Source organism: Sphingomonas sp. IC4-52, from assembly GCF_020707225.1.
GTDB lineage: Bacteria > Pseudomonadota > Alphaproteobacteria > Sphingomonadales > Sphingomonadaceae > Sphingomonas.
The window spans coordinates 160126-182396 of the sequence record NZ_JAJFEU010000004.1 but is presented as its reverse complement, the minus strand read 5'-3'; the positions used below and the strand labels follow the sequence as shown (position 1 = coordinate 182396).

The window sequence follows — 22271 nt, the reverse complement described above, 5'->3', positions numbered from 1 at the left end:
TCAGTCGACGTACGATCTGCAATTTTGTGATTGGGTGGCGGAGACGGAGGGATTCGAACCCTCGGTACGGTTTCCCGTACGACGCTTTAGCAAAGCGTTGGTTTCAGCCACTCACCCACGTCTCCGGGCCTGGCGGAAGCGCGGCTATAGCGGGGTGCGCGGGGCGGATCAACTGTCCGCGACATGGTCGCGCGATTCGATCGGCCGCGGGACGGACTCCGTCCGGCGCACCGTTCATTGCCGTGAAAGCACGGTCTTGCTTATGGTAGCCAATCGGGGTCTGCCCGGGGGAATGGTAAAGATGCGCAAGTTCATGATCGCCGTGGCGATGATCGCCACCTCGCTTGCTGGTGCTGCACCGGCACAAGTGCGGACGATCGATCCCAATCAGTCGATCGACGGTGATCTTTCCGGGCCGCGCGTGCCGCCACCTCCGGCACGGGCACAGACCTATAGGGAACCGACATCAAACGAGGATACGCCAGTCAATCAGGATTCGCCGCCGCTCGAAGCGCCGCTGCCCGCCCAGACGCCAGCGCCTGCTCCGTCGGCCGGCGCCGATGCTCGAGCGGAGGCGACCACTCAGGCGGACACTACGTTCAAACGGGATGATCTGATCGGAGCTGGCGAGGGACTGTTCGGAAAGGGCGCAGAAGGCTTCGCGTCGATCATCGAAAAGATCCTGTCGGAGCAGGGCGAGCCGAACGCCTATATCGCGGGTCGCGAGGCTGCGGGCGCGTTTGTCGTCGGCCTGCGCTACGGTTCGGGGATCATGACCCACAAGGTAGAGGGGCAGATGCCGGTCTATTGGACCGGTCCTTCGGTCGGCTTCGACGTGGGCGGCGATGCCAACAAGGTTTTCGTGCTGGTCTATAATCTGTACGACACGGCCGACCTGTACCGCCGCTTTCCCGCGGCTGAGGGACGCTTGTACTTCGTTGGCGGATTTGCTGCGACCTACTTGCGGCGCGGCAACGTCGTGCTGATCCCTGTGCGGCTCGGCGTCGGATACCGGGCAGGCGTGAATGTCGGGTACATGAAATTCACCCAAAAATCGAACTGGCTGCCGTTCTGAGACACGGCCAAGCGCCGGGCTGAAGCGCCGACTGCGAAACGGATCGTCTCCGATCGGCGCCTTGGTCACGCAGCGGCGCGGCCCATATGCTGAACCAGATTGCTGCGTCACATCGGGTCGACGCAGCGCCGGAATCAGCCAGCATGAAGAAGATCGGCTTTCTTTCGTTCGGCCATTGGTCGGCCGCCCCCCATTCAGCCACGCGCTCGGCAAGCGACGTGCTGCTTCAATCGATCGAGCTTGCGGTCGCCGCGGAAGAACTGGGCGCCGACGGCGCCTATTTCCGCGTCCACCATTTCGCACAGCAACTCGCCTCGCCCTTTCCCCTGCTCGCCGCGGTCGGCGCCCGCACCAGACGGATCGAAATCGGCACTGGCGTGATCGACATGCGCTACGAGAACCCCTTCTACATGGCGGAGGACGCAGGAGCCGCTGACCTGATCAGCGGCGGCCGGCTTCAGCTTGGCATCAGTCGCGGCTCCCCTGAGCAGGTGATCGAGGGGTGGCGCTACTTTGGCTATACGCCGGCAGAGGGCAGCAGCGACGCGGACATGGGCCGTCGGCACGGTGAGGTATTTTACGAACTGCTGAAGGGCGAAGGCTTTGCCCGGCCCAATCCGCGCCCGATGTTCCCGAACCCGCCCGGTCTGTTGCGCCTCGAACCGTTCTCCGCCGGGCTGCGCGAGCGGATCTGGTGGGGCTCCGGATCGAACGCGACCGCAATCTGGGCGGCGCAGCAGGGCATGAACCTGCAGAGCTCGACGCTGAAGGCAGATGAGACCGGCGAGCCGTTCCATGTGCAACAGGCGAAGCAGATCCGCGCCTATCGCGCCGCCTGGAAGGAGGCCGGCCACACGCGGGAGCCGCGCGTGTCGGTGTCGCGTTCAATCTTCGCGCTGGTGAACGATCGGGACCGGCAATATTTCGGCGCCGGATCGGACAGTGATCAGATCGGCGTCATTGACAACATGCGCGCCGTGTTCGGCCGGTCCTATGCCGCGGAGCCTGACCGGCTGGTGGAGCAATTGCGCGCCGACGAGGCGATAGCAGAAGCCGACACCTTGCTGCTGACGGTGCCGAACCAGTTAGGCGTCGCCTACAACACGCATGTGATTGAAAGCATCCTGACGCACGTGGCGCCCGCACTCGGCTGGCGCTGACGGTCCGTTCGTCGGACCTGCATAGCGGAGCTCGCCATCGCGCGATGTTGGAGACGTGCGGCGGCGAGCCGAGCCCGCCGCCGCTCCTCCATGCCAGTAACCGGGTATCCTATTCCGAAACCTGGGTCTGTGCCGCGGCCAGCGCGCGATACTTGTTTCGCAGGCTGACCTTGTCGATCTTCTCAGTCCCAAGCCGCGGCAGCGGATCGTTGGACAGCCAGATACGCTGGGGCACCTTGAACGCCGCGATATGTTGCGTGAGGAAGGCGCAAAGGTCATCCACGGTGACGGCGCCCGGCTGGGCCAGATGAATGACGGCACCTGGGACTTCGCCATATTTGTCATCCGCCAGCCCGAACACGGCTGCCTCGGCGACATCCGGATGCTGGTAGAGCGCCTCCTCTACCTCCTGACAGCTGATGTTCTCGCCGCCGCGAATGATGATGTCCTTCTTGCGATCAACGATGAAGAGGTAACCGTCCTCGTCCAGATAGCCGATGTCGCCGGTGCGAAAATAACCGTCGGCGGTGTAGCAGGCCTCAGTGGCCTCGGGCTTGCCCCAATATTCCTGGAAACACGCCGCCGAACGGATCGACACTTCGCCCCGTTCACCCTGCGGCACTGGCCTGCCCGCGTCGTCAAGGATGGCGAGGTCCACCAGCGGCATCGAGGGGCGTCCCGCGGAGTTCGGCTTGGCCAGGTAATTGGTGCGCCAATTGCCGGTACCGACCCCGTTCGTTTCGGTCAGACCGTAACCGATGAGCGGCGCCCCCTCCATCTCCTCGTTGATTCGCTTCACATGCTCGACCGGGCGCGGCGCGCCGCCAGCGGCGATGTCCGCTACGCTGGACAGGTCATATTTGTGCCGGTTTGGATGGTTCAGCAGCTCAAAGCTCATGAGCGGAACGCCGACGAAATAGGTGATCTTTTCCTGCTCGATCAGGCGCATCGCCTCTTCCGCGTCCCACTTCGGCATCAGCACCAGCTTGCGACCAATCGCGAACGACTGAAGGAAGACCGGCACCTCGGCCGTCACGTGGAACAGCGGCACATTCAACAGAGTGGAGGGTTGCAGGCCGCTCGCCTCCTGTCCTTCCTGCGCCGCCAGAGCGAGCATCATGAGCGCGGAGGCGAGATAATTGAACACGCCCTGCGTTACCTGGCGATGCGTGGACAGCGCGCCCTTCGACTGGCCGGTCGAACCGGAGGTAAAGAGGATGGTGGCATGATCGTCCGGGCCGACCTCAGGCATCGTGGCGTCGCCAGATGCTTTCGCGACGATCGGGCCCAGTGCCGTGGCAAGCGGTTTCAGGTCGTCGAACTCGACCACCTTGGCAGATAGCTGCGGCAGGGCGGCGAGACGCTTGCAGCGCGGCGGATCGGCAAAAACCAGGGTGCACCCGACGTCTTCGACGCCAGCCTGAAGCTCCTCCGACTGCCACCAGCCGTTGAGCAGGGTGGCGACACCGCCCGCCATCAGGATGCCCATGTAGATCACAATCCAGGACGGGGAGTTGCGGGCCGCGATGCCGACCCGGTCGCCCTTCTTCACGCCAAAGCCTGTTACCAGCGCCCGGGCGACTTCCTGCGCCTTGGCATAGACTTCGGCATAGGTGAGGCGCTCGTCACCCGCGACGAGGAACTCGGTGGCAGCATGCTGCTGGCTGTAATGCGCGAAATAGGCCGGCAGCGAAGGAGGAGCCGCAGCGATGATGGGCAAGGTCTGACCGAATCGCTCCATGGATCCGAGCGCAAGCGGACCGCCCTCCCCCGTCAACGCGGCCATGGTCGCGTCCATCTTGAGATCTAGTTCGGTCTTCATGCGTCTCTCCGCTTGGTCCTGCTGTCGCGGGCCCTTATGCAGGCGTGACGCCAGAGGGAAAAGCCTTGATCCTGCCCATGTTTGCCGCGGCCGCCGGCCATATCCGCTTCGACGATCTCGGGCTGCATCCCGACGTCTTCTCCATCGGCTTCTTCACGCTGCGCTGGTACAGCCTCGCCTATATCGCGGGCATCGTCATCGGCTGGTGGTACCTGCTGAAGCTTCTCGCTCAGCCGGGCGCCCCGATGGCGCGACGACATGCCGACGACCTGGTGTTCTACGCCACGCTGGGCATCATCCTGGGCGGCCGGCTCGGCTATGTGCTGTTCTACGCCCCGGACATGATCCTCCACCCACTGCGCATCTTGCGGTTGTGGGATGGCGGCATGAGCTTCCACGGCGGGGTTATCGGCACCAGTCTCGCGATCATCCTGTTCGCGCGCAAGAACGGGCTGAACTGGCTTCGCATCCACGATTACGTCGCCTGCGTCGTGCCCTTCGGGCTGCTGTTCGGTCGCCTGGCCAATTTCGTGAATGGCGAGCTTTGGGGCAAGCCGACCGACGTGCCTTGGGCCATCGTCTTCTCACGCACCGTCCCGACCGGCTTTCCTGAACCCGCCCGGCACCCAAGCCAGCTTTATGAGGCTGGGCTGGAAGGCATCGTCCTCCTGGCCGTTCTGTGGTTCTTCTTCTGGCGCACCGAGGCCCGGTATCAGCCAGGCAAGCTCGTCGGCGTCTTCCTGACGGGCTATGGTCTCGCACGCTTCTTCGTGGAGTTCTTCCGAGAGCCGGACTCGCAATTCGCCGGCACGTTCTTTGCCACCACAATCCACATGGGGCAGCTGCTGTGCCTGCCGATGATCGCTGGCGGGCTGTACCTTGTCGCCACGGCAGCACGTCGCCGTCAGCGGGTTGAGCCAATCGCCGGCGGCCAAAGCGTCGCCTGATCATCAAGGATGTGGCTGCTGCGCCTCGGCGTAGCAGCCGCCATCCCCCGTCGTCTTACCGGACGGGCGCGTTTGACCGCGGGACTACAGCATCTGGGCAGCCGCCAGTTTGCGGAACGGATGTACGCGCTTTGCATCGGAGAGGCGCCCGCGCCACGTTCCGGCTCATCCGCTGGCGGCGCTGAACAAGCGTCCGCCAGTCTCCCGATGATCGATTCTCTGGCGTCGCAGCGCTCCGCCTAGGTTCTACACCCTCAAGCTTCGCTCACGAGCAGCTTGTCAATACGCCGCCCATCAAGGTCGACCACCTCGAAGCGCCAGCCCTGTTCGATGAAGCTCTCGCCTTCCGCCGGCAGGTGCCGGAAGATCGCCAGCGCCAGCCCGGCGACCGTCGCGTAATCACGATCCTCGGGAAGCTCGATCCCCAGGCGCTCGGCCAGCGAATCGGCAGCAGTCGTGCCGGACACCAGCAACGTCCCGTCATCGCGCTCCACGATGTTCGGCGCCTCACCTGGCTCCGCATCCGAAGCGAACTCGCCAGCGATCGCAGCCAGCAGATTGGCCGGCGTTACGATGCCTTCGAAATGACCATATTCGTCATGGATCAAGGCCATCGGCACTTCCGCGCGGCGCAACGCATCCAGTGCATCCATGGCGTCGATCTGGTCGACAACGAACGGCGCCTTGCGCACCAGCTGACGCAGATCCAGCGTCTCGCCCCGCGCCAGGGCAGCAGCCACATCCCGCGCCTGAACCACGCCGATTACCGCATCGATAGAGCCATCCGCCACCGGCAGGCGGCTGTGCGGCGTTGCCAGGATCTTGGCCCGAATGGCCGTGTCGCTGAGCCCAGCGTCCAGCCAGTCGACTTCGGTGCGCGGCGTCATCACCTCGCGCACCGGCCGGTCGGCCAGGCGCACCACGCCAGAGATGATGGAGCGCTCATGCTCCTCGATCACCCCGGACTTTGACGCCTCCGCCACGATCAGGTGCAACTCCTCCGCCGTGACATGCTCCTCCGATTCCCGGTTCAGCCGCAGCAGGCGAAAGATCAGCGCGCTGGACGCATCAAGCATCCAGACCAGCGGCTTCGTCAGGCTAGCAAGCCACGTCATCGGCAGCGCGACCCACACCGCGACCGGCTCCGGGTTGCGCAGGGCAACCTGCTTGGGAACCAGCTCTCCAATGATCAGCGAGGCATAGGTCGTCAGGCCGATGACCAGCGCCACGCCAAGATTATCGGCAATGTGCGCCGGCACGCCAAGCGCCGCCAGCCGCGCCGCGGTCGGCGCGCCAAGGCTTGCACCGGAATAGGCGCCGTTGATGATACCGATCAGGGTGATCCCGATCTGCACTGTGGAGAGGAATTTGCCCGGATCGGCGGCAAGATCGATAGCGGCACGGGCACCGCGCCGGCCGGCACGCACCATGGCGTCCAGCCGCGCCTTGCGCGCAGATACGATTGCAAGCTCGCTCATCGCAAAGACGCCGTTGAGGGCGACCAGCGTGAGAATGATCAGGACGTCGATCCAGGGGAACGGCGGTGGCATGGTAGATGGCCTTCTTGGCGGCATTTCTCATGGCCGGCAACCTCTCGCGTCAGCCACGGTTCAGCACGGAAGCGGAACAACCCGCCGAACAGGCTGGTTTTACCGTCAGAACATGGAGGAATGAGACACAATGAAGCGGAGATCCGGGTTCACCGCCGCACTTGCGGGCTGCGCATTATTGGCCACTGCGGGTTGTACGACCGATCCGGAAACGGGCGAGCGGGGAATCTCCAAGGCAGCCATCGGCGGCATCGGCGGCGCGCTGGGCGGCTACCTCCTTGGCGATCTCGTCGGCGGTCGGCGTGACCGTACCGAGAAGATCGTCGGCGCTGGCATTGGCGGTATCGCTGGTGCCGGGATCGGCGCCTACATGGACAGGCAGGAGCGTGAAATGCGCGCCCGCACCGCCGGCACCGACGTGCAGGTGATCCGCCAGGGCGACGATTTGCTGCTCAACATCCCGAGCGGCATCAATTTCGCCTATGATTCGGCGACGGTTCAGCCGCAGTTCCAGCGTACCCTTGATGAAGTCGCAAGGGTGCTGAGTGATTACAACCGGACCTATGTCGACGTGTACGGCCACACGGATTCGAACGGCAGCGACGCTTACAATCAGGGGCTTTCGGAACGGCGTGCTGCGGCAGTCGCCGATTACCTGTCGTCCCGCGGCGTGACACGCGCCCGTATCGGCACGCGCGGCTTCGGCGAAACGCAGCCGATCGCGACCAACGAAACCGAGGACGGCCGCGCCGCCAACCGCCGCGTGGAAATCAAGATCGTGCCGATCCTGGAGAGCGAGGTCGGCTACCGCAACTGATCAACTGACGTGTGGAGAGGTGAGAAGCGGCACCGCGCCGTTTGCCACCTCTTCATGCACCAGACCTTCCCGCCGGAAGGTCACCGCCGCCCGGCGAAGAACTCCCGCAAGAGCCCAGCCGATTCTTCGGCACCGATGTCGGGATAAACCTCCGGACGATGGTGGCAGGTCGGCTGCGCGAAGAAACGCGGGCCATGTTCCACCGCCCCGCCCTTCGGATCGCGAGCGCCATAATAGACCCGGCGCAGGCGGGAATGCGCAATCGCGCCCGCACACATCGCGCACGGCTCCAGTGTCACCCAAAGGTCGCAATCCTCCAGCCGGTCGCGGCTCAGCGCGCGAGCCGCCGCTCGAATCGCCAGCATCTCGGCATGGGCGGTCGGGTCGCAAAGACGCCGTGGCGCATTGGCGGCTGTGGCGATAACCTCGTCACCCCGCGTGATGACTGCCCCGACCGGAACTTCGCCTTCACGTGCCGCGGCACGGGCGGCATCAAGCGCAGCGCGCATCGGGCGAGGTAGCGGGAACATAGCGGCCTCCTTAGGTCAGGCCGCAGAAAAATTGAACGCGTGCGATCAAGCAGCGGCCGGCTAGCAGCCGCGGGCAGAACCTCGGCTTATTGCGCCGGGGTCGGTGCCGCGCCCGGCTTCTGGACATCCACCTTGGGCACTTCGATCACCTTCTTTTCGGTGCCCAGATCAATCTTGCCGACATCTGCCTTGAATTCAGGCGCTTGTCCGCCCTCAATTCGGGGAAGCTTGGCGGTTTGGGTCTGGTCGATGTTGATGAAGCCGGTCGCCATGCCTGCCAGGATCACGAGCGCGGCAATGCCGAGAAGAACAAGAAGAGCGCGCATGTTCCGGTCTCCATTCGATTCGCTGACGCAACAACGAACGTGATGGGAGGTAAGTTGCACGGCCCGCCGCTTGACGATTCGAGATCGTGTCGCTAGTGGCGCCCACTTTCCGGGCCAACCCGAAACTCAGGATCACGAACCATGTCGCGCATCTGCGAGCTGACCGGCAAGGGCCGGCAGGTGGGACACAATGTTTCCCACGCCAACAACAAGACCAAGCGTACTTTCCTGCCTAACCTGCAGAACGTGACGCTGATCTCGGACGTGCTGGAGCGCAGCGTGCGCCTGCGCGTGTCGACGCACGGCCTGCGCTCTGTCGAGCACAACGGCGGTCTCGACAACTGGCTGGTGAAGACCAGCGACGAGAAGCTGTCGCTCCGCGCACGTCGCCTGAAGCGCGACATCGTCAAGAAGCGCACCACGACCGACACCGCCACCGCCGCCTAATCGGCGCGCTGGTATGCGGCGACGGCCTGTCACCCCTCGGGGTGGCGGGCCTTCGGCGTTCGTGCGACATGTCGTGCAATACTGGTTCTGCAATATAGACGAGACTGAGCACGTGATTGCCCGACGTCCGTCGGATCGCCTGCCTCAGAGCGGAAGCGCCGCTCAGCGAAGCTGGAACTTCAACAGGTAGGACGGGCGCCAGGGCATCCCGTCATTGTCCGTGACGATCCACACGATCGTGGCGCCGCGTTCCTGTGTGATCGCGATTCCCTCGCAATTTTCTCCCATGATCGGCGAAGCAAGGGTGGCAATCACCTCGCCCTTGACATGCGCGCCGGGCCGCAGCGCTGCGCTCGGTATCCGCACCAACTTCGCGCTGAAGCTGAACGGATATTGGAAGCGCCGGGTAAGGATCAAAAGATCGCCATTCGGAAGCACTGCTACGTCGCTGGGATCATAGCGGTCGGGGGGAACCAGCCGGAACGGCGCCGCCTTCGTTCCTGGCGCGGTCGGATCTCCGGAGAATAAGACAGCGTATCGGTTGCGGCGCCCCGGCTTGCGCTCTGCAAAGGCCACGAAGCGTCCGTTCTTGAGCCGAACCAGAGCCTCCGCTCCTTGGTTGCGCACCCAGTTCCGCATCAGGCCGGGTGCACTGTGTCCTTCGACGCGTCGAAAATCCGGGCTGTACCGCCAAATCTCATTCTGATTTTCGAAACCGACCCATGCCGTCCCGCGCACTGGATCAAGCGCCAGCGACTCACTGTCGCGGTCTGCGCGATCCCAGCCGATCGCCGGTCCACCGGGCAGCACATGCCCGCGAGGGTGGATCGCTTGGCCGTCGCGTAGGCCGAAACTGACCAGATTGCCTCCGTCGGACAGCAACATGGCCCGTCCATTGCGCCACGCGATTGCCGAAAAGCCGCCGAATGCCGGGTCGTGGCTGCGCAGCTTATATCCGGCCAGGGGCACGAGTTGCCCGATCCGCTCAGGCCAGCCTTGCGCGGGAACATAGGGGACGATCGTCACGCGCGGTTCGGCACCTATCTCTGGAAGCCGCTCGTTCCCTGCATAGCGGGGCACGATCAGCAGCACCGAGAGAACCGAAACTGCCCAGCGCACGGCGCGGCGGCGCGGCTTCATACCTGAACCGTTGATAACGAGCGCATTCAGGGTTGGCTCAAGGCGAATCGGCCAAAAGCACATTCATCGAGACGGCAACCGCCCTCTCCGACGGAATTTGGTACGGGAGAAGCAACCATGTTCAAGAAGCTTTCGCTCGCCGGCGCCGCTCTCGCGATGAGCACGGTGGCCATGATCCCGGCAGAAGCATCGGCCCAGCGCTACTACGGCGACCGCTATGAGCGCCAGTATCGCGGTTATGATAATTATCGCGGCTATCGCGGTTATCGCGGCAATGACCGCCGCTATTATCGCAACCAGCGCTGCAACAACGGCACCACCGGCACCATCGTCGGTGCGATCGCCGGCGGCCTGCTGGGTCGTGCCATCGACAGTCGCGGTGATCGTGCGCTGGGTACCGTGCTCGGCGGCGTTGGCGGCGCGGTCGCTGGCAACGCGATCGAGAAGTCGAACAACCCGCGTTACTGCCGCTAACCGCGCGGGCAGCGGGGATCACCGCTGACGAGATGGCCCTTCGGCCTGCTTATCCCTCGCGTAGCGTATGAGGGCGCGGGCCCGCTTCTGAAAGGAGGCGGGCCCGTTGTTTTGCCCACTGCCCTGTTCGGAACAGTCTTGGCGCCCCTATTCAGGTGGCACCGCTGGGCACCCACGGTTGTTCACAGGCGTTGGAGCGGCTATATCAAAGCAATGCTGCACATCCGTGCCCTGACCACTACTACCACCCCGGGCACCCGGGGGCGGTCGGTCACGCGCTGATGCGCTGACGGCTTGCTCGCCCGGGAACGGGTGGGCCGGCGTCCTCCACTTCGTTCCTGCAGATCCCGGACGCTCTTTTCGTCGCGTTCGCGCTCGCCTAAGCGCATCGGCATTGCAGGAAAGCCTCTCATGAACATGCTCTCGATCACGCTTCCGGACGGCTCGGTACGCGAGGTGCCGCCGGGATCGACGCCCGCCGACATTGCGGCCGCCATTGGCCCTGGCCTCGCCAAGGCCGCCATCGCCGCGCGCGTCAACGGCGAATTGCGCGACATCAACCGTCCGTTCGAAGGCAGTTCGCACCTTGCGCTGGTCACCAATCGCGATGAGGCCGAGGCACTCGAACTCGCGCGCCACGATTTTGCGCACGTCCTCGCGGAAGCGGTGCAGGCGCTGTTCCCCGGCACGCAGATCACCTTCGGTCCGGCGACGGACGACGGCTTCTATTATGATTTCGCCGCCCCTGCGGATCGTGGCCCCTTCACCGAGGAGGATCTGCCCGCAATTGAGGCCAAGATGCGCGAGATCATCGCCAAGGACGAGCCGCTGATCCGCGAAGTCTGGTCGCGGGCCGACCTGATCGATCGCTGGACCAAGCAGGGCGAGACGTTCAAGGCCGAGTGGGCCGCCGAACTCCCCGAGGGCGAGGAGCTGACGGTTTATCGCGCCGGCAAGGGTGAGGACGCTTGGCTAGACATGTGCCGCGGGCCGCACCTTGCCTCCACCGGCAAGCTGGATCCGCAGGCGTTCAAGCTGACGCGCGTGTCGGGCGCCTATTGGCGCGGCGACCAGAAAAACGCGATGCTGAGCCGCATCTACGGCACCGGCTGGCTGAACAAGAAGCAGCTCGATGCGCACCTCCACATGCTGGAGGAAGCGGCGAAGCGCGACCATCGCAAGATCGGGCAGGAGATGGACCTGTTCCACCTCCAGTCCGAAGCGCATGGCAGCGTCTTCTGGCACCCCAAGGGCTATATGATCTGGCGGCAGCTGGAGGCGTATATGCGCCGGCGGCTGGATGCCGGCGGCTATGAGGAAGTGAAGACGCCGCAGGTGATGGACGCGCGCCAGTGGGAGCGCTCCGGCCACTGGGGCAAGTATCGCGAGAACATGTTCGTCATCCCCGACGAGGTGCCGAACATCGAGGACGACGGCGCGCTGGTGTCGCCGGACGCGGACTGGATGGCGCTGAAGCCGATGAACTGCCCGGCGCACGTGCTGATCTTCCGCCAGGGGATCAAATCGTATCGCGACCTGCCGATCCGCATGGCTGAGTTCGGCTGTTGCCACCGCAACGAGCCGCATGGCGCGCTGCACGGCATCATGCGGGTGCGCCAGTTCACGCAGGACGACGCGCATATCTTCGTGCGCGAGGACCAATTGGTCGACGAGGTCGCGAAGTTCATCGACCTGCTCGACAGCGTGTACCAGGATCTGGGCTTCACCGATTATGCGGTGAAGCTGGCGCTGCGCCCCGAGAAGCGCTTCGGCGACGACGCGATGTGGGACAAGTCCGAGGACGAGCTGCGCCGCGCGGTGATGGCGTCGAACCTGCCGCAGAAGATTAAGGACGGGTTCGAGGAGCTGGAGGGCGAAGGCGCCTTCTATGCGCCCAAGCTGGAATTCCACCTGACCGACGCGATCGGGCGGACCTGGCAGGTCGGCACGATCCAGTCCGACCGCGTGCTGCCCGAGCGGCTGGACGCCAGCTACATCGGTGAGGATGGCGAGCGTCATCGTCCCGTGATGCTTCATCGCGCCATCCTGGGGACGTTCGAGCGGTTCCTTGGCATCCTGATCGAGCATCATGCGGGGCGCTTCCCGCTGTGGCTGTCACCGGTGCAGGCGGTCGTCGCGACGATCGTGTCCGAGGCTGACGATTATGCGCATGTGGTGCGTGATCGGCTGACGGCGGCCGGGCTGCGAGTCGAGACGGACCTTCGCAACGAGAAGATCAACTACAAGGTACGCGAGCACAGCCTGGCGAAGGTGCCGGCATTGCTGGTCGTCGGCAAGCGAGAGGCGGAGGAAGGCACGGTCGCCGTTCGCCGGTTGGGGAGCCAGGGGCAGGAGATCGTCTCGCTGGACGAGATCGTCGCCCGGCTTGTGAAGGAAGCGACACCGCCCGATCTGTTGTAGTCGCGCAGCGTACCCCGCTCGCCCTGAACTTGGGCGAGCGGGGAAGGCTGTGATTACGTCAGTGGTCCGCTGGGTCTTGTTCCGGCGCTGGTCGCTCTCGCGAGTCTGCAGCCGCGGTGACGCACGGAATGATGGATGCCGAGGTCAGCCCGGCGTCATAGAGCGGTCCTAGCGCGGCCGCGTCCAAAGCGAGGGAGGGCGGGGCGTGTCCTTGATCGGCCGCCGCGCGGCGATCGCCGCCTTCGCCACCCACGCCAGCTTGGCGGATTTTGGCGTCGTCACGCGATGATCCCAGGCGTGGGCACCGCGCGCCGCCACTTCGCGGGCGATGTCACCGTAGATGCCCGCCGCCGCCAGCACGGCCCAACGCGCTCTAGGGGGCAGCCGCGCCGCGCCTACGCGTGCGCTCGCCTCATGCAGCGCTGCCCGGGTCGCCAAGCGCCGGGCAAGCACCACCAGCCGATCACGAAACGGCGGCTTCATATGCTCGCCCGGTGGCATATCCATCTCGACCAACCACTCGATCGGCAGATAGCAGCGGCCGATCCGATCATCTTCCTCGATGTCGCGCGCGATGTTGGCCAGTTGAAAAGCAATCCCGAGGTCGCAGGCGCGATCCAGCGTGTCTTCGTCCGCCGGATCGACCCCCATGATGACGGCCATCATGCAGCCCACCGCGCCGGCGACATGGTAGCAGTAGCGATAAAGATCGTCCTCGCTGCGCGGACGCCAATCCTCCGCGTCCAGACGAAAGCCGGTGACGAGATCCTGCGCAAATCTGGCCGGCAAGCCGGTTTCCGCCGCAACCACGCGCAGGGCGTCAAACGGCATATCCCCAACCGTTCGACCGGCCAGAGCGGCAACCGTCTTCTCCGCAATGATGGCGACCCTCGCCTCGGCATCGACGACAGGCGCGGCGCCATGGCCGTGATCCTGCCCATCGACAATGTCATCACACGCGCGGCACCAGGCATAGAGCAGCCATGCTCGCTCGCGCGTCTCGCGATCGAACAGGTTGCTGGCCATTGCGAAGCTCTTGGATCCGCGTGCGATAGAATCGCGCGCGGCCTGAACGAGCACCCTGCGCTCCTCGTTCACCTGTTGCTTTTTGTCGCGCGCCACCTTTGCCTCATGCGAAACAGGCGACAGCCACGGCCGTCGCCCCGTTGGGATCAGAGGTCGTCCGCACTCATGCGCACGATTGGCTGCGCAGGTTCATGCGCCGCCATGCGATCGAGCAGATCGCCCAGCGTTTCCGCCACGATCAGCAAGCCGCGGTGCTGCGGCCGCAGGAAGCCCACCTCACCCATCTTCTCCCAGAAGGCGACGAGATGATCGTAATAGCCGGCGGTATTCAGCAGGCCGACCGGATCGGCGTGGTAACCGATCTGCGCCCAGCTCAGCGCTTCCCACAATTCGTCCATCGTCCCGGTTCCCCCCGGAATAGTGACGAAGCCGTCCGCGAGATCGGTAAAGGCGCGTTTGCGATCATGCATGCCGCTCACGACGTGAAGCTCGGTAAGGCCGCGATGAGCCACCTCGGCGTCGACCAGCGCCTGGGGAATAATGCCGATCACCTCGCCACCGGCCTGAAGCGCACCATCGGCCACCGCGCCCATCAGGCCCAGCCTGCCGCCGCCATAGACCACGCCGATGCCGCGTTCGGCGAGCGTACGGCCGACGTCCCAGGCGAGTTCCATGTACATGGGGTCGCGTGGCGTGGCCGAACCGCAATACACTGCCAGGCGCTTCATACTTCGCCCTCCGAGACAAGTTGGAGGGTTACACACAAACTCAACGTCTTACTCCTTCAAGCATCAATGCCGCGGTCGCCTTGGCGCTGCCGACGACACCGGGGATCCCGGCGCCGGGATGAGTACCGGCACCGACGAAGTACATGTTCCTGATCGCATCATCGCGATTGTGTACGCGGAAATAGGCGCTCTGGGTCAGCACCGGCTCCAGGCTGAAGGCGCTGCCAAGATGTGCGTTCAGATCGCGCGAGAAATCGGCCGGCGTGTAGCTGAACTTGGTGATGATCCGGTCATGGATGTCCGGAATCAACCGGCGGCCCACCTCGTCCAGGATGCGTTTCTCCAGGATGGGGGCGATCCGCTCCCAATCTTCGGGGAACTTGCCCTGATGCGGCACCGGCGCCAGCGCATAGAAGGTCGAGCAGCCCTCCGGCGCGAGGCTCGGGTCCGTGACGGTCGGGTGATGCAGGTAGAGGGAGAAGTCCTGGCTCAGCACACCATGGTCGTAAATGTCGGCGAGTAGTCCCTTATAGCGCGGGCCGAACAGGATCATGTGGTGCGGGATCCCCGGCCACGTGCCCTTGATGCCGAAGTGAACCACGAACAGCGACGGCGAGAATTTCTTGCGCTCCAGTCGCGCTGCTGTCCTGGCGGCGGCACGCGATCCGTTCAGCAGGTCGCGGTAGGTGTGGACGATGTCTCCGTTGGAAGCGACCATGTCGGCCTCCTGCCGCCAGCCGCTCTTGGTGCGCACCGCGGTCACGCGATCGCCCAGCGTCTCGATCTCCTCGACCGCGTCGTTCAGCCGCAACGTGCCGCCGAGCCGCTCGAACAGAGCCACCATGCCGGCGACCAGCCGGTTAGTGCCGCCGCGCGCGAACCATACGCCACCGTCGCGCTCCAGCTTGTGGATCAGCGCGTAGATGGCGCTCGTCGTCATCGGGTTGCCACCGACGAGCAACGTGTGGAACGACAGCGCCTCGCGCAGTTTCTCGCTCTTCACGAATGAAGAAACCATCGAATAAACCGAGCGCCACGCCTGATATTTGGCGAGCGCAGGCGCCGCCTTGATCATGGAGGCGAAATCCAGAAACGCGACATGGCCGAGCTTCTCATAGCCTTCGTGATACACGCCGGCGGAGTAAGCGAGGAACTTGCTGTATCCCTCAACGTCCGCCGGATCGAGCTTGGCGATCTCGGCACGCAGCAGCTTGTCGTCGTTGGTGTAGTCGAAATTGGTGCCGTCGGGCCAGTTCAGCCGGTAGAAGGGCTGCACCGGCTCCAGCGCTACGTCGCGGCCCATCTCGTCACCGCTCAGCGCCCACAATTCCGCCAGGCAGGCCGGGTCGGTAATGACGGTGGGGCCCGCGTCGAAGGTGAAGCCGTCCTGTTGCCAAACGTAAGCGCGGCCGCCGGGCTTGTCGCGCGCCTCCACGATCGTCGTGGCGACCCCTGCCGATTGCAGACGGATCGCAAGTGCGAGGCCACCGAACCCGGCGCCGATGATGATTGCGCGGCTGCTCATGATGCATTCCTGATCACGCGAAGGGCACGAAAAACGGGCACCGGCGGCCGCCCGGCCAGCACGCGGAGCTTGTCCTTTGTCGTCGAGCGCGCCGCGTAGAAGCGCGCGATCAGCTTCGGGTGAAGCCGGTAGAAGCGCTCAAGTACCTTGTAGCGCACATCGGGATCTGCAGCACGGAACAGCATCGCGTCCAACATCCGGTAGAAGCGCCGCTCGTCCCAGCGCGCGCGCGCATATTCATGGGTCAAATTGTGGAGCCCCTCACCACTCAGATCACTGGCCTCAGCAATCCGCACCGCCAGCCGCACCGCATCGGGCAGTGAATATCCAGTGGTGGGATGAAAGAGCCCTGCCCTGGCGCCTGCCTTGGCGACCTTCGCACCGCCCCATCGCCAATATCCCTCGAAGTCGCCGCCAATTACAACTGGAAGCGCACCCTTCTCCTCGCGTCCGCCCGGCGCCGCGGCCCAGCCCTTTGCCTCCGCGTACGCATCGATGCGCCGGTTGAGCGCGCGGACATTCAGCGAGGCGCTGTCGCTGTAATAGGTGTCCTCAACGAACAGCTGGGTGGGCGAAAACGGCAGCAGGTAGACGAAACGATAGCCGTCATATTGCGCCACGGTCGCGTCCATCACCATTGGACGTTCGACGCCATGGCCGGCAGGCACGTCGAGCAAGCGACCCACGAACTTCTGCCAGCCGACGTCCAGCATCGAGAGGTCCCCGGCCCCGCGTGCGTCGATCACTCCTGTCGCCTCGATGCGTTCGCCGTCCGCCAGCACGACGGCCGTGGGGCTGCAGGCCAGCACCTTGCAGTTCGTCATGACCGCCTCGGACGGCAGAGCCTTGCGCACCACTTGGTCGAACCGGTCGGACTCGATCGAATAGTAAGGCTGAGCGATCGTCCGGGCGTGCGCAGGAAAGGCCACGTCGTAGGTCGGCCAGGCGTGGCAGACGAGCGGGGTCAACAGCCAGCGATCGTCCTTGTCCACGTCCCCGTCAAAGAACGACCAGACGTGATTGCCGCCCAGCGTCTCCCCGCCTTCGACAAGACGGACCTTCAACTCCGGCCGGCGTGCTGCCAGCGCCATTGCGATCAGCCCGCCAGCCAGCCCGCCGCCAACAATGGCGAGGTCGCATTCATGGGTAACCGGCATCTCTCCCGCCTAGCGGATCGGTCACGCCTACGGAAGCAGTGATCGCCAGCGGCATGGATGACGTCGGCACATCCTTTTGTTCAGGTTGACCGATTGCCGTGACGACACTGCCAGTGCTTTCCCGATCAGAGCACAACCCGTACAAGCAGCCGCATGTCGATTGCGCTTGCCATCGTTCTTTCCGCCGCCGCGATGACGATGATCGTTGGCGTCCGCTACCTGATCACCAGCGGCGCCTTCGCCATGGCCACTCGCTTCCGGCATCCTGGCCTCTATGCCGGCCTTGATCCGCAGATCCGGCGCGAAATCTGGTGGAGTCTCGCATCCGCGGCCATTTATGGGGTGCCCGCCGGCGTCGTCGCTTGGGGCTGGCAGAACCGCGGCTGGACACAGATCTACACGGACGTCTCCGCGTTTCCGCTCTGGTACCTGCCCGTATCGGTGCTGCTGTTCCTGTTTGCCCACGATACTTGGTTTTACTGGACACATCGGTGGATGCACCGACCCAAGCCGTTCCGCGTCGCTCATGCGGTGCATCATGCCAGCCGGCCGCCGACGGCCTGGGCGGCAATGGCGTTTCACCCGATCGAGGCGCTGACCGGCGCTGTGGTAATTCCGCTACTGGTGTTCGCCATTCCGATCCACGTGGCCGCACTCGGATTGGTCCTGACGATCATGACCGTTATGGGCGTGACCAACCATATGGGCTGGGAGGTTTTTCCACGGTTCATGTGGCGTGGGCCATTGGGGGCCTGGCTGATCACCGCCAGCCATCATCAGCGCCATCATGAGCGGTATGGGTGTAACTATGGGCTTTATTTCCGGTTCTGGGATCGGCTGTGCCGCACGGATGAAGGCTTGGGCGATTTCACGCGGGACCGGGCGCGTGCTGCTGCTCGGCGTGAGCGCGGCAACGCTGATCGGCGCGACGCCGGTCGCGCGGCTTGATGTCGATTTTGATCAGGTTCGCTCTGCCAAAGGGATGCTGCGCATCTGCCTGACCGCTGCGCCGGACAATTTCCCGTCCTGCGTGGACGATCACAACGCCACCCGCCGGTCCATTCCAGCTGGCACTACCTCGTTGCGGTTCGAGGGGCTTCCACATGGCAATTATGCCGTTGCCGTGATCCACGATGAAAACGGCAACAAGAAGCTGGACACTTTCGCTGGCATCCCGCGCGAAGGCTTCGGCTTTTCGCGCAACCCCCCGATCCGTTTTGGCCCGCCGCGCTTTTCGGCTGCCCGCTTCGGCATCAACAGTGATGCAGAGAAGCAACAAGTGAAGCTGCGCTACATCCTTTAAGCACTCACCCGGAGCTAAATTGCTGCAGGTGGGTTTCGGTGCGGATCAAAAGGGGACGCACCGAACCGTGATAGCCAGAATTCTCTTTGGCCTTGCTGCCGTTACCGCGCTGCCGTCAGCTGCCGCTGCGCAGAATGCCACCACGCCATCCAGCAGTGCCGAAGCAATCGCCCAGGACATGGGCGGCGATTCCGTCACCGTAGGAATCGGCGCCGGTTATCTCCCCGACTATGAAGGCTCCGACGATTACCGGTGGGCGCCCGTTCCCGGCGTGATCGGGTCAGTGAGCGGTATCAACTTCCAGGTGCTCGGCAACCGCGCCAGCGCCGATCTCATCCCCAATCAGCCCGGCCCTTCCTGGGATTTCCAGCTTGGCCCGGTTGGTGTGATCAACTTCATGCGCAGCGATCGTTCCAGCATCGACGATCCGCGCGTGCGTGCGCTGGGGGAGCGAGACACCGCGATCGAACTCGGCGGCTTCGTCGGTGTCGGCAAGACCGGCGTCATCACCAGCCCTTATGACAAGCTTTCGGTGTCGCTCAGCTATCGGCACGATGTTAGCAAGGTGCATCGCAGCGGCATCTGGCAGCCGACGATCAACTATTTTACCCCCTTGTCCACTAAGGCTGCGGTCGCACTGTTCGGCTCGGCCGAGCGGGTCGAAACTAAATATCTGCGCACCTACTACGACATTTCACCCGATCAGGCCCTGGTGTCTGGGCTGCCCGCCTACCGTGGCCGTGGGGGTTGGAAAAGCTGGACGGTTGGCGCGATCGGCACTTACTCCCTCACCGGCAACCTCCTGAAGGGCTTCAAGATTGTCGGCGGCGGCACGTACCGCAAGCTGATCAACGACGTCGCGGACAGCCCAATGGTCAGCGTCGCGGGCTCGCGCAATCAGTGGCTCGGCGTCCTGGGTCTCGCCTACACTTTCTGACGGTTTGGAGAGGGCGCGCCATCCAGGCGCGCCGCCGGGGTGGGGTCGAACTCATCAGCATAGGGGGCAGCGCCCCACCTCGTAAGCACCTCCACGCGCGGCACTGCCCGACCCCGGGTTTCTCACCGGCAAGCAGTTGATCCGCCACGCGAAACGATGCATGGCGTCGGAATGGTTCCTGTTTCGTTCGGTGGCCAACTTCTGACGCCCCTTGTGCAGGGGGCGCTGCTCTGGCCTGCGCGACGGGCGCTGCTGGTTGCGGATCTTCACCTCGAAAAGGCAAGCTGGTTCGCGCGCGGCGGTCAGATGCTGCCGCCTTATGACTCCTTTGCCACCCTCTCAGACCTAACGGCGCTCGTGCGGGAAACGGACGTGCGCGAGGTCTGGTGCCTGGGCGACAGTTTCCATGACCCCGACGGCTGCAGTCGCTTGCCCGCGGCCGCGCAGGAGATGCTTCGGGCGCTCACGTCTGCCACGCGCTGGACCTGGATCACCGGCAATCATGACCCGCACGGCGTTGACCGCTGCGGCGGTGAGGTGCTGGACGAAGCCTCCGTTGACGGGCTGATCCTGCGGCATGAGGCGCGACCGGGCGAGACGCGACCCGAATTATCAGGTCACTTCCATCCCAAGCTGCGGATTCGGGTGCGTGGCAAGCTCATCTCCCGCCGCTGCTTCGTGGCAACCGGTGCGAAGCTCATCCTGCCCGCGTTTGGATCGCTGACGGGCGGGCTCGACGCCACCCATCCCGAGATCGGTCGGGCCGTCGGGAGACCGGCGCACGCGCTGATTCCAGTTGAGGACCGCCTGCTGCGCTTTTCACTCGCAGCGTGACGCCAGCTGCGCGGCGGCGGTAGTTCAGACGAGTCTGGCGACGCTGCTCCCGATCAATCGCACCAGATCCAGCTGCCCGCGGGTCCGGGTCTTGGCAAACAGCCGCTTGGAGTAATTGCGAGCGGTTTCGATCGTCAGTCCAAGCTGATCGGCAGCCTCGCTCAGGCTGGCGCCGCCAGCGATCGCCGCTGCGAGCTTCGCTTCGCTGGGCGGCAATCCAAATAAGGTCGCCAGCACAGCAGCCCGTGCTTGCTCATCCCCCATGCGGGGTGTTGCGACCAGGCCGATCGTCGACAGCCGGGGCCAGGAAGCTTCCAATGGCTCCCGATACGGTATCAGAAGGATCCAGGGTGATGCCTCGTCGCGCACTTGAACAACTTGCGGTGCGTCATCCTTGAGAGATGCGGCGACACTGCCCACGCCGCTCCCTGCCCAGCGCGCGCCCAGCACCGCTACCGCACCCTTCGACATCGACAGGATTCGTCCGTCGCCGTCAAAACCGACCCAAGCAATGCCAGCACGCGCCAGCGCCTCTTCGGAAAGCTCGAGCGCTGCCCGGCCTTGATCGACCGCCCGCCGCGTCCGCAGTGCTATGGCCAGATGCGGCGCGAGGCGCGCCAGCAAGGCAGCGTCGGCAGCGGTAAAATCACGCTCCTTGCGTCTCATCGCGAGCCAAGCCGTCGCCCCTCCCGGCTCGTCAACTCGAACGACCCTCCCAAATCCCTCTCGTTCTTCAATGGCATAGGCGCGACCGGGACGAAGTGCGCGGCGCCAGCTGCGATCGTCAGGGATGGTCGCGGTGGCTGGCACAAGAAGGTGCGTTTCCCTTTCCTCAAGCCCGGCGCTGATGATCAAACCGGCCTCATCAGCCCGGACGCGTTGGCGCAAACGTGTGAGAAAGGTCGTCCATGGTCGCGCCTCATGAACACCCTCGTGCAGCGGCAGCAACAAGTCCGTCTCGTCCGCGCGCGCAATTACCATCAGGCATACTCCCATATGGGAGGTTTGCTGTCACGCCTGCAGTGCCATGTTCTGCTCCGAACAACCTCGGGGATATCATGCCAGTCCGCCGCCTGACCCACCTCGAACGTCTCGAGGCGGAATCGATCCACATCATGCGCGAAGTGGTCGCCGAGAGCGAACGCCCGGTGATGCTCTACTCCGTCGGCAAAGATTCCGCCGTCATGCTGCACCTCGCCAGAAAGGCCTTCTATCCGGCCCCGCCGCCCTTCCCGCTTCTCCACGTCGACACCACATGGAAATTCAAGGCGATGTACGAACTGCGCGACCGAATGGCGCGCGAGAGCGGCATGGAACTCATCGTCTACAAGAATCCCGAAGCCGAGGCGCGAGGCATCAACCCGTTCGATCACGGCCCGCTTCATACGGACATGTGGAAGACAGAAGGGCTGAAGCAGGCGCTGGACAAATTCGGCTTCGATGTCGCGTTCGGTGGCGCGCGCCGCGACGAGGAAAAAAGCCGTGCCAAGGAGCGCGTTTTCTCGTTTCGCTCTGCCAATCACCGCTGGGATCCCAAGAACCAGCGGCCGGAACTATGGCACCTCTACAATGCCAAAAAGGCGAAGGGCGAAAGCATCCGCGTCTTCCCGATCTCCAACTGGACGGAGCTCGACATCTGGCAGTACATCCAGCTGAACGACATCCCCATCGTCCCGCTGTACTTTTCCGAGAAGCGCCCGACCGTTGAGCGCGACGGGCTTCTCCTGATGGTTGATGACGATCGCTTCCCGCTTCGCGAGGGCGAAGTGCCCGTCGAACGCTCGATCCGCTTCCGTACGCTCGGCTGCTACCCGCTAACCGGCGCCGTCGAGAGCGAAGCGGCAACCTTGTCCGATGTGATCCAGGAGATGCTCCTCACCACTACCAGCGAACGGCAGGGTCGAGCGATCGACAAGGATGCCGGTTCCGCCAGTATGGAGAAGAAGAAGCAGGAGGGGTATTTCTGATGCTGCGTTTCATCTCCCGCCCCCCTGAAGCCCGCTTCCGCGACGGTTGCGCAACGGCCTACGTCCGCGCTGGCGGCGTTCCGGC

22 protein-coding genes and 1 tRNA gene are annotated in these 22271 nt (G+C 64.2%); 12 read left to right on the top strand and 11 right to left on the bottom strand.

What is annotated here, in order from left to right:
• Positions 1 to 35: 35 nt before the first annotated feature.
• Positions 36 to 125 (bottom strand) — tRNA-Ser (locus LK535_RS11760).
• Positions 126 to 301: 176 nt separating this feature from the next.
• Between LK535_RS11760 and LK535_RS11755 the strand changes: the two genes are divergently transcribed.
• Entirely contained in the window at positions 302 to 1075 is a 774-nt protein-coding gene (locus LK535_RS11755) for a DUF1134 domain-containing protein (protein ID WP_227772096.1), read from the top strand.
• A 143-nt stretch (positions 1076 to 1218) separates the two neighbouring features.
• Positions 1219 to 2235 carry an LLM class flavin-dependent oxidoreductase gene (locus tag LK535_RS11750; RefSeq protein WP_227772095.1) on the top strand — a complete coding sequence of 339 codons (1017 nt, stop codon included), beginning with the start codon at positions 1219 to 1221 and terminating at the stop codon, positions 2233 to 2235.
• 109 nt (positions 2236 to 2344) lie between these two features.
• On the opposite strand, the gene LK535_RS11745 is transcribed toward LK535_RS11750, so the two are convergent.
• Positions 2345 to 4057, bottom strand: coding sequence for a class I adenylate-forming enzyme family protein (locus LK535_RS11745; RefSeq protein ID WP_227772094.1), 1713 nt, complete (start codon positions 4055 to 4057; stop codon positions 2345 to 2347).
• A 65-nt stretch (positions 4058 to 4122) separates the two neighbouring features.
• Here LK535_RS11745 and lgt point away from each other — a divergent pair, with 65 nt between their 5' ends.
• Complete coding sequence (gene lgt / locus LK535_RS11740) at positions 4123 to 5004, top strand: prolipoprotein diacylglyceryl transferase (protein ID WP_415837131.1); 882 nt, start codon at positions 4123 to 4125, stop codon at positions 5002 to 5004.
• A 254-nt stretch (positions 5005 to 5258) separates the two neighbouring features.
• On the opposite strand, the gene LK535_RS11735 is transcribed toward lgt, so the two are convergent.
• Complete coding sequence (locus LK535_RS11735) at positions 5259 to 6554, bottom strand: hemolysin family protein (RefSeq protein ID WP_227772093.1); 1296 nt, start codon at positions 6552 to 6554, stop codon at positions 5259 to 5261.
• Positions 6555 to 6684: 130 nt separating this feature from the next.
• Between LK535_RS11735 and LK535_RS11730 the strand changes: the two genes are divergently transcribed.
• The gene (locus tag LK535_RS11730; RefSeq protein WP_227772092.1) at positions 6685 to 7371 is read left to right on the top strand and encodes an OmpA family protein; all 687 of its coding nucleotides are present in this window, start codon (positions 6685 to 6687) and stop codon (positions 7369 to 7371) included.
• Positions 7372 to 7451: 80 nt separating this feature from the next.
• Here LK535_RS11730 and LK535_RS11725 read toward each other — a convergent pair whose 3' ends face one another.
• A complete protein-coding gene (locus LK535_RS11725; RefSeq protein ID WP_227772091.1) occupies positions 7452 to 7901 on the bottom strand; it encodes a nucleoside deaminase in 450 nt (149 codons plus the stop codon).
• 86 nt (positions 7902 to 7987) lie between these two features.
• Entirely contained in the window at positions 7988 to 8227 is a 240-nt protein-coding gene (locus LK535_RS11720) for a hypothetical protein (protein WP_227772090.1), read from the bottom strand.
• A 141-nt stretch (positions 8228 to 8368) separates the two neighbouring features.
• On the opposite strand from LK535_RS11720, the gene rpmB reads away from it, so the two are divergent.
• The gene (gene rpmB / locus LK535_RS11715; RefSeq protein WP_227772089.1) at positions 8369 to 8674 is read left to right on the top strand and encodes a 50S ribosomal protein L28; all 306 of its coding nucleotides are present in this window, start codon (positions 8369 to 8371) and stop codon (positions 8672 to 8674) included.
• A gap of 162 nt (positions 8675 to 8836) precedes the next feature.
• Here rpmB and LK535_RS11710 read toward each other — a convergent pair whose 3' ends face one another.
• Positions 8837 to 9814: an esterase-like activity of phytase family protein gene (locus LK535_RS11710; RefSeq protein ID WP_227772088.1), complete on the bottom strand. Its 978-nt coding sequence runs from the start codon at positions 9812 to 9814 to the stop codon at positions 8837 to 8839.
• 117 nt (positions 9815 to 9931) lie between these two features.
• Between LK535_RS11710 and LK535_RS11705 the strand changes: the two genes are divergently transcribed.
• Together LK535_RS11705 and thrS are read left to right on the top strand one after the other, a co-directional pair.
• Positions 9932 to 10288: a glycine zipper 2TM domain-containing protein gene (locus tag LK535_RS11705; protein WP_227772087.1), complete on the top strand. Its 357-nt coding sequence runs from the start codon at positions 9932 to 9934 to the stop codon at positions 10286 to 10288.
• A 417-nt stretch (positions 10289 to 10705) separates the two neighbouring features.
• On the top strand, positions 10706 to 12709 hold the full coding sequence (thrS, locus tag LK535_RS11700) for a threonine--tRNA ligase (RefSeq protein ID WP_227772279.1): 2004 nt from the start codon (positions 10706 to 10708) through the stop codon (positions 12707 to 12709).
• A gap of 168 nt (positions 12710 to 12877) precedes the next feature.
• On the opposite strand, the gene LK535_RS11695 is transcribed toward thrS, so the two are convergent.
• From LK535_RS11695 to crtY, 4 genes are read right to left on the bottom strand one after another with little or no spacing between them, the layout of a single operon-like run.
• Entirely contained in the window at positions 12878 to 13831 is a 954-nt protein-coding gene (locus LK535_RS11695) for a phytoene/squalene synthase family protein (RefSeq protein WP_227772086.1), read from the bottom strand.
• A gap of 50 nt (positions 13832 to 13881) precedes the next feature.
• On the bottom strand, positions 13882 to 14463 hold the full coding sequence (locus LK535_RS11690) for a TIGR00730 family Rossman fold protein (RefSeq protein ID WP_227772085.1): 582 nt from the start codon (positions 14461 to 14463) through the stop codon (positions 13882 to 13884).
• 40 nt (positions 14464 to 14503) lie between these two features.
• On the bottom strand, positions 14504 to 15988 hold the full coding sequence (locus LK535_RS11685) for a phytoene desaturase (RefSeq protein ID WP_227772084.1): 1485 nt from the start codon (positions 15986 to 15988) through the stop codon (positions 14504 to 14506).
• Positions 15985 to 17145, bottom strand: coding sequence for a lycopene beta-cyclase CrtY (crtY, locus tag LK535_RS11680; RefSeq protein WP_227772083.1), 1161 nt, complete (start codon positions 17143 to 17145; stop codon positions 15985 to 15987). The genes LK535_RS11685 and crtY overlap by 4 nt, the downstream gene beginning before the upstream one ends.
• A gap of 153 nt (positions 17146 to 17298) precedes the next feature.
• On the opposite strand from crtY, the gene LK535_RS11675 reads away from it, so the two are divergent.
• The 4 genes from LK535_RS11675 (at position 17299) to pdeM (ending at position 20219) form a co-directional block, all read left to right on the top strand.
• Positions 17299 to 18093, top strand: coding sequence for a sterol desaturase family protein (locus LK535_RS11675; RefSeq protein ID WP_227772082.1), 795 nt, complete (start codon positions 17299 to 17301; stop codon positions 18091 to 18093).
• Entirely contained in the window at positions 18032 to 18448 is a 417-nt protein-coding gene (locus tag LK535_RS11670) for a DUF2141 domain-containing protein (protein ID WP_415837130.1), read from the top strand. The genes LK535_RS11675 and LK535_RS11670 overlap by 62 nt, the downstream gene beginning before the upstream one ends.
• 28 nt (positions 18449 to 18476) lie before the next feature.
• On the top strand, positions 18477 to 19385 hold the full coding sequence (locus LK535_RS11665; RefSeq protein WP_321576565.1) for a MipA/OmpV family protein: 909 nt from the start codon (positions 18477 to 18479) through the stop codon (positions 19383 to 19385).
• 171 nt (positions 19386 to 19556) lie between these two features.
• A complete protein-coding gene (gene pdeM, locus LK535_RS11660) occupies positions 19557 to 20219 on the top strand; it encodes a ligase-associated DNA damage response endonuclease PdeM (protein ID WP_227772080.1) in 663 nt (220 codons plus the stop codon).
• 24 nt (positions 20220 to 20243) lie between these two features.
• Here pdeM and LK535_RS11655 read toward each other — a convergent pair whose 3' ends face one another.
• Positions 20244 to 21200: a helix-turn-helix transcriptional regulator gene (locus LK535_RS11655; protein ID WP_227772079.1), complete on the bottom strand. Its 957-nt coding sequence runs from the start codon at positions 21198 to 21200 to the stop codon at positions 20244 to 20246.
• 77 nt (positions 21201 to 21277) lie between these two features.
• Between LK535_RS11655 and cysD the strand changes: the two genes are divergently transcribed.
• Complete coding sequence (gene cysD, locus LK535_RS11650) at positions 21278 to 22186, top strand: sulfate adenylyltransferase subunit CysD (protein ID WP_265334189.1); 909 nt, start codon at positions 21278 to 21280, stop codon at positions 22184 to 22186.
• Positions 22187 to 22271: the final 85 nt, after the last annotated feature.

Excerpts from the sequence above, each read along its gene's own strand:
- LK535_RS11755 (WP_227772096.1), top strand. The coding sequence starts at position 302 with ATGCGCAAGTTCATGATCGCCGTGGCGATGATCGCCACCTCGCTTGCT.
- LK535_RS11750 (WP_227772095.1), top strand. The coding sequence starts at position 1,219 with ATGAAGAAGATCGGCTTTCTTTCGTTCGGCCATTGGTCGGCCGCCCCC.
- LK535_RS11745 (WP_227772094.1), bottom strand. The coding sequence starts at position 4,057 with ATGAAGACCGAACTAGATCTCAAGATGGACGCGACCATGGCCGCGTTG.
- LK535_RS11735 (WP_227772093.1), bottom strand. The coding sequence starts at position 6,554 with ATGCCACCGCCGTTCCCCTGGATCGACGTCCTGATCATTCTCACGCTG.
- LK535_RS11730 (WP_227772092.1), top strand. The coding sequence starts at position 6,685 with ATGAAGCGGAGATCCGGGTTCACCGCCGCACTTGCGGGCTGCGCATTA.
- LK535_RS11725 (WP_227772091.1), bottom strand. The coding sequence starts at position 7,901 with ATGTTCCCGCTACCTCGCCCGATGCGCGCTGCGCTTGATGCCGCCCGT.
- LK535_RS11720 (WP_227772090.1), bottom strand. The coding sequence starts at position 8,227 with ATGCGCGCTCTTCTTGTTCTTCTCGGCATTGCCGCGCTCGTGATCCTG.
- rpmB (WP_227772089.1), top strand. The coding sequence starts at position 8,369 with ATGTCGCGCATCTGCGAGCTGACCGGCAAGGGCCGGCAGGTGGGACAC.
- LK535_RS11710 (WP_227772088.1), bottom strand. The coding sequence starts at position 9,814 with ATGAAGCCGCGCCGCCGCGCCGTGCGCTGGGCAGTTTCGGTTCTCTCG.
- LK535_RS11705 (WP_227772087.1), top strand. The coding sequence starts at position 9,932 with ATGTTCAAGAAGCTTTCGCTCGCCGGCGCCGCTCTCGCGATGAGCACG.
- thrS (WP_227772279.1), top strand. The coding sequence starts at position 10,706 with ATGCTCTCGATCACGCTTCCGGACGGCTCGGTACGCGAGGTGCCGCCG.
- LK535_RS11690 (WP_227772085.1), bottom strand. The coding sequence starts at position 14,463 with ATGAAGCGCCTGGCAGTGTATTGCGGTTCGGCCACGCCACGCGACCCC.
- LK535_RS11685 (WP_227772084.1), bottom strand. The coding sequence starts at position 15,988 with ATGAGCAGCCGCGCAATCATCATCGGCGCCGGGTTCGGTGGCCTCGCA.
- crtY (WP_227772083.1), bottom strand. The coding sequence starts at position 17,145 with ATGCCGGTTACCCATGAATGCGACCTCGCCATTGTTGGCGGCGGGCTG.
- LK535_RS11675 (WP_227772082.1), top strand. The coding sequence starts at position 17,299 with ATGTCGATTGCGCTTGCCATCGTTCTTTCCGCCGCCGCGATGACGATG.
- pdeM (WP_227772080.1), top strand. The coding sequence starts at position 19,557 with ATGGTTCCTGTTTCGTTCGGTGGCCAACTTCTGACGCCCCTTGTGCAG.
- LK535_RS11655 (WP_227772079.1), bottom strand. The coding sequence starts at position 21,200 with ATGGTAATTGCGCGCGCGGACGAGACGGACTTGTTGCTGCCGCTGCAC.
- cysD (WP_265334189.1), top strand. The coding sequence starts at position 21,278 with ATGCCAGTCCGCCGCCTGACCCACCTCGAACGTCTCGAGGCGGAATCG.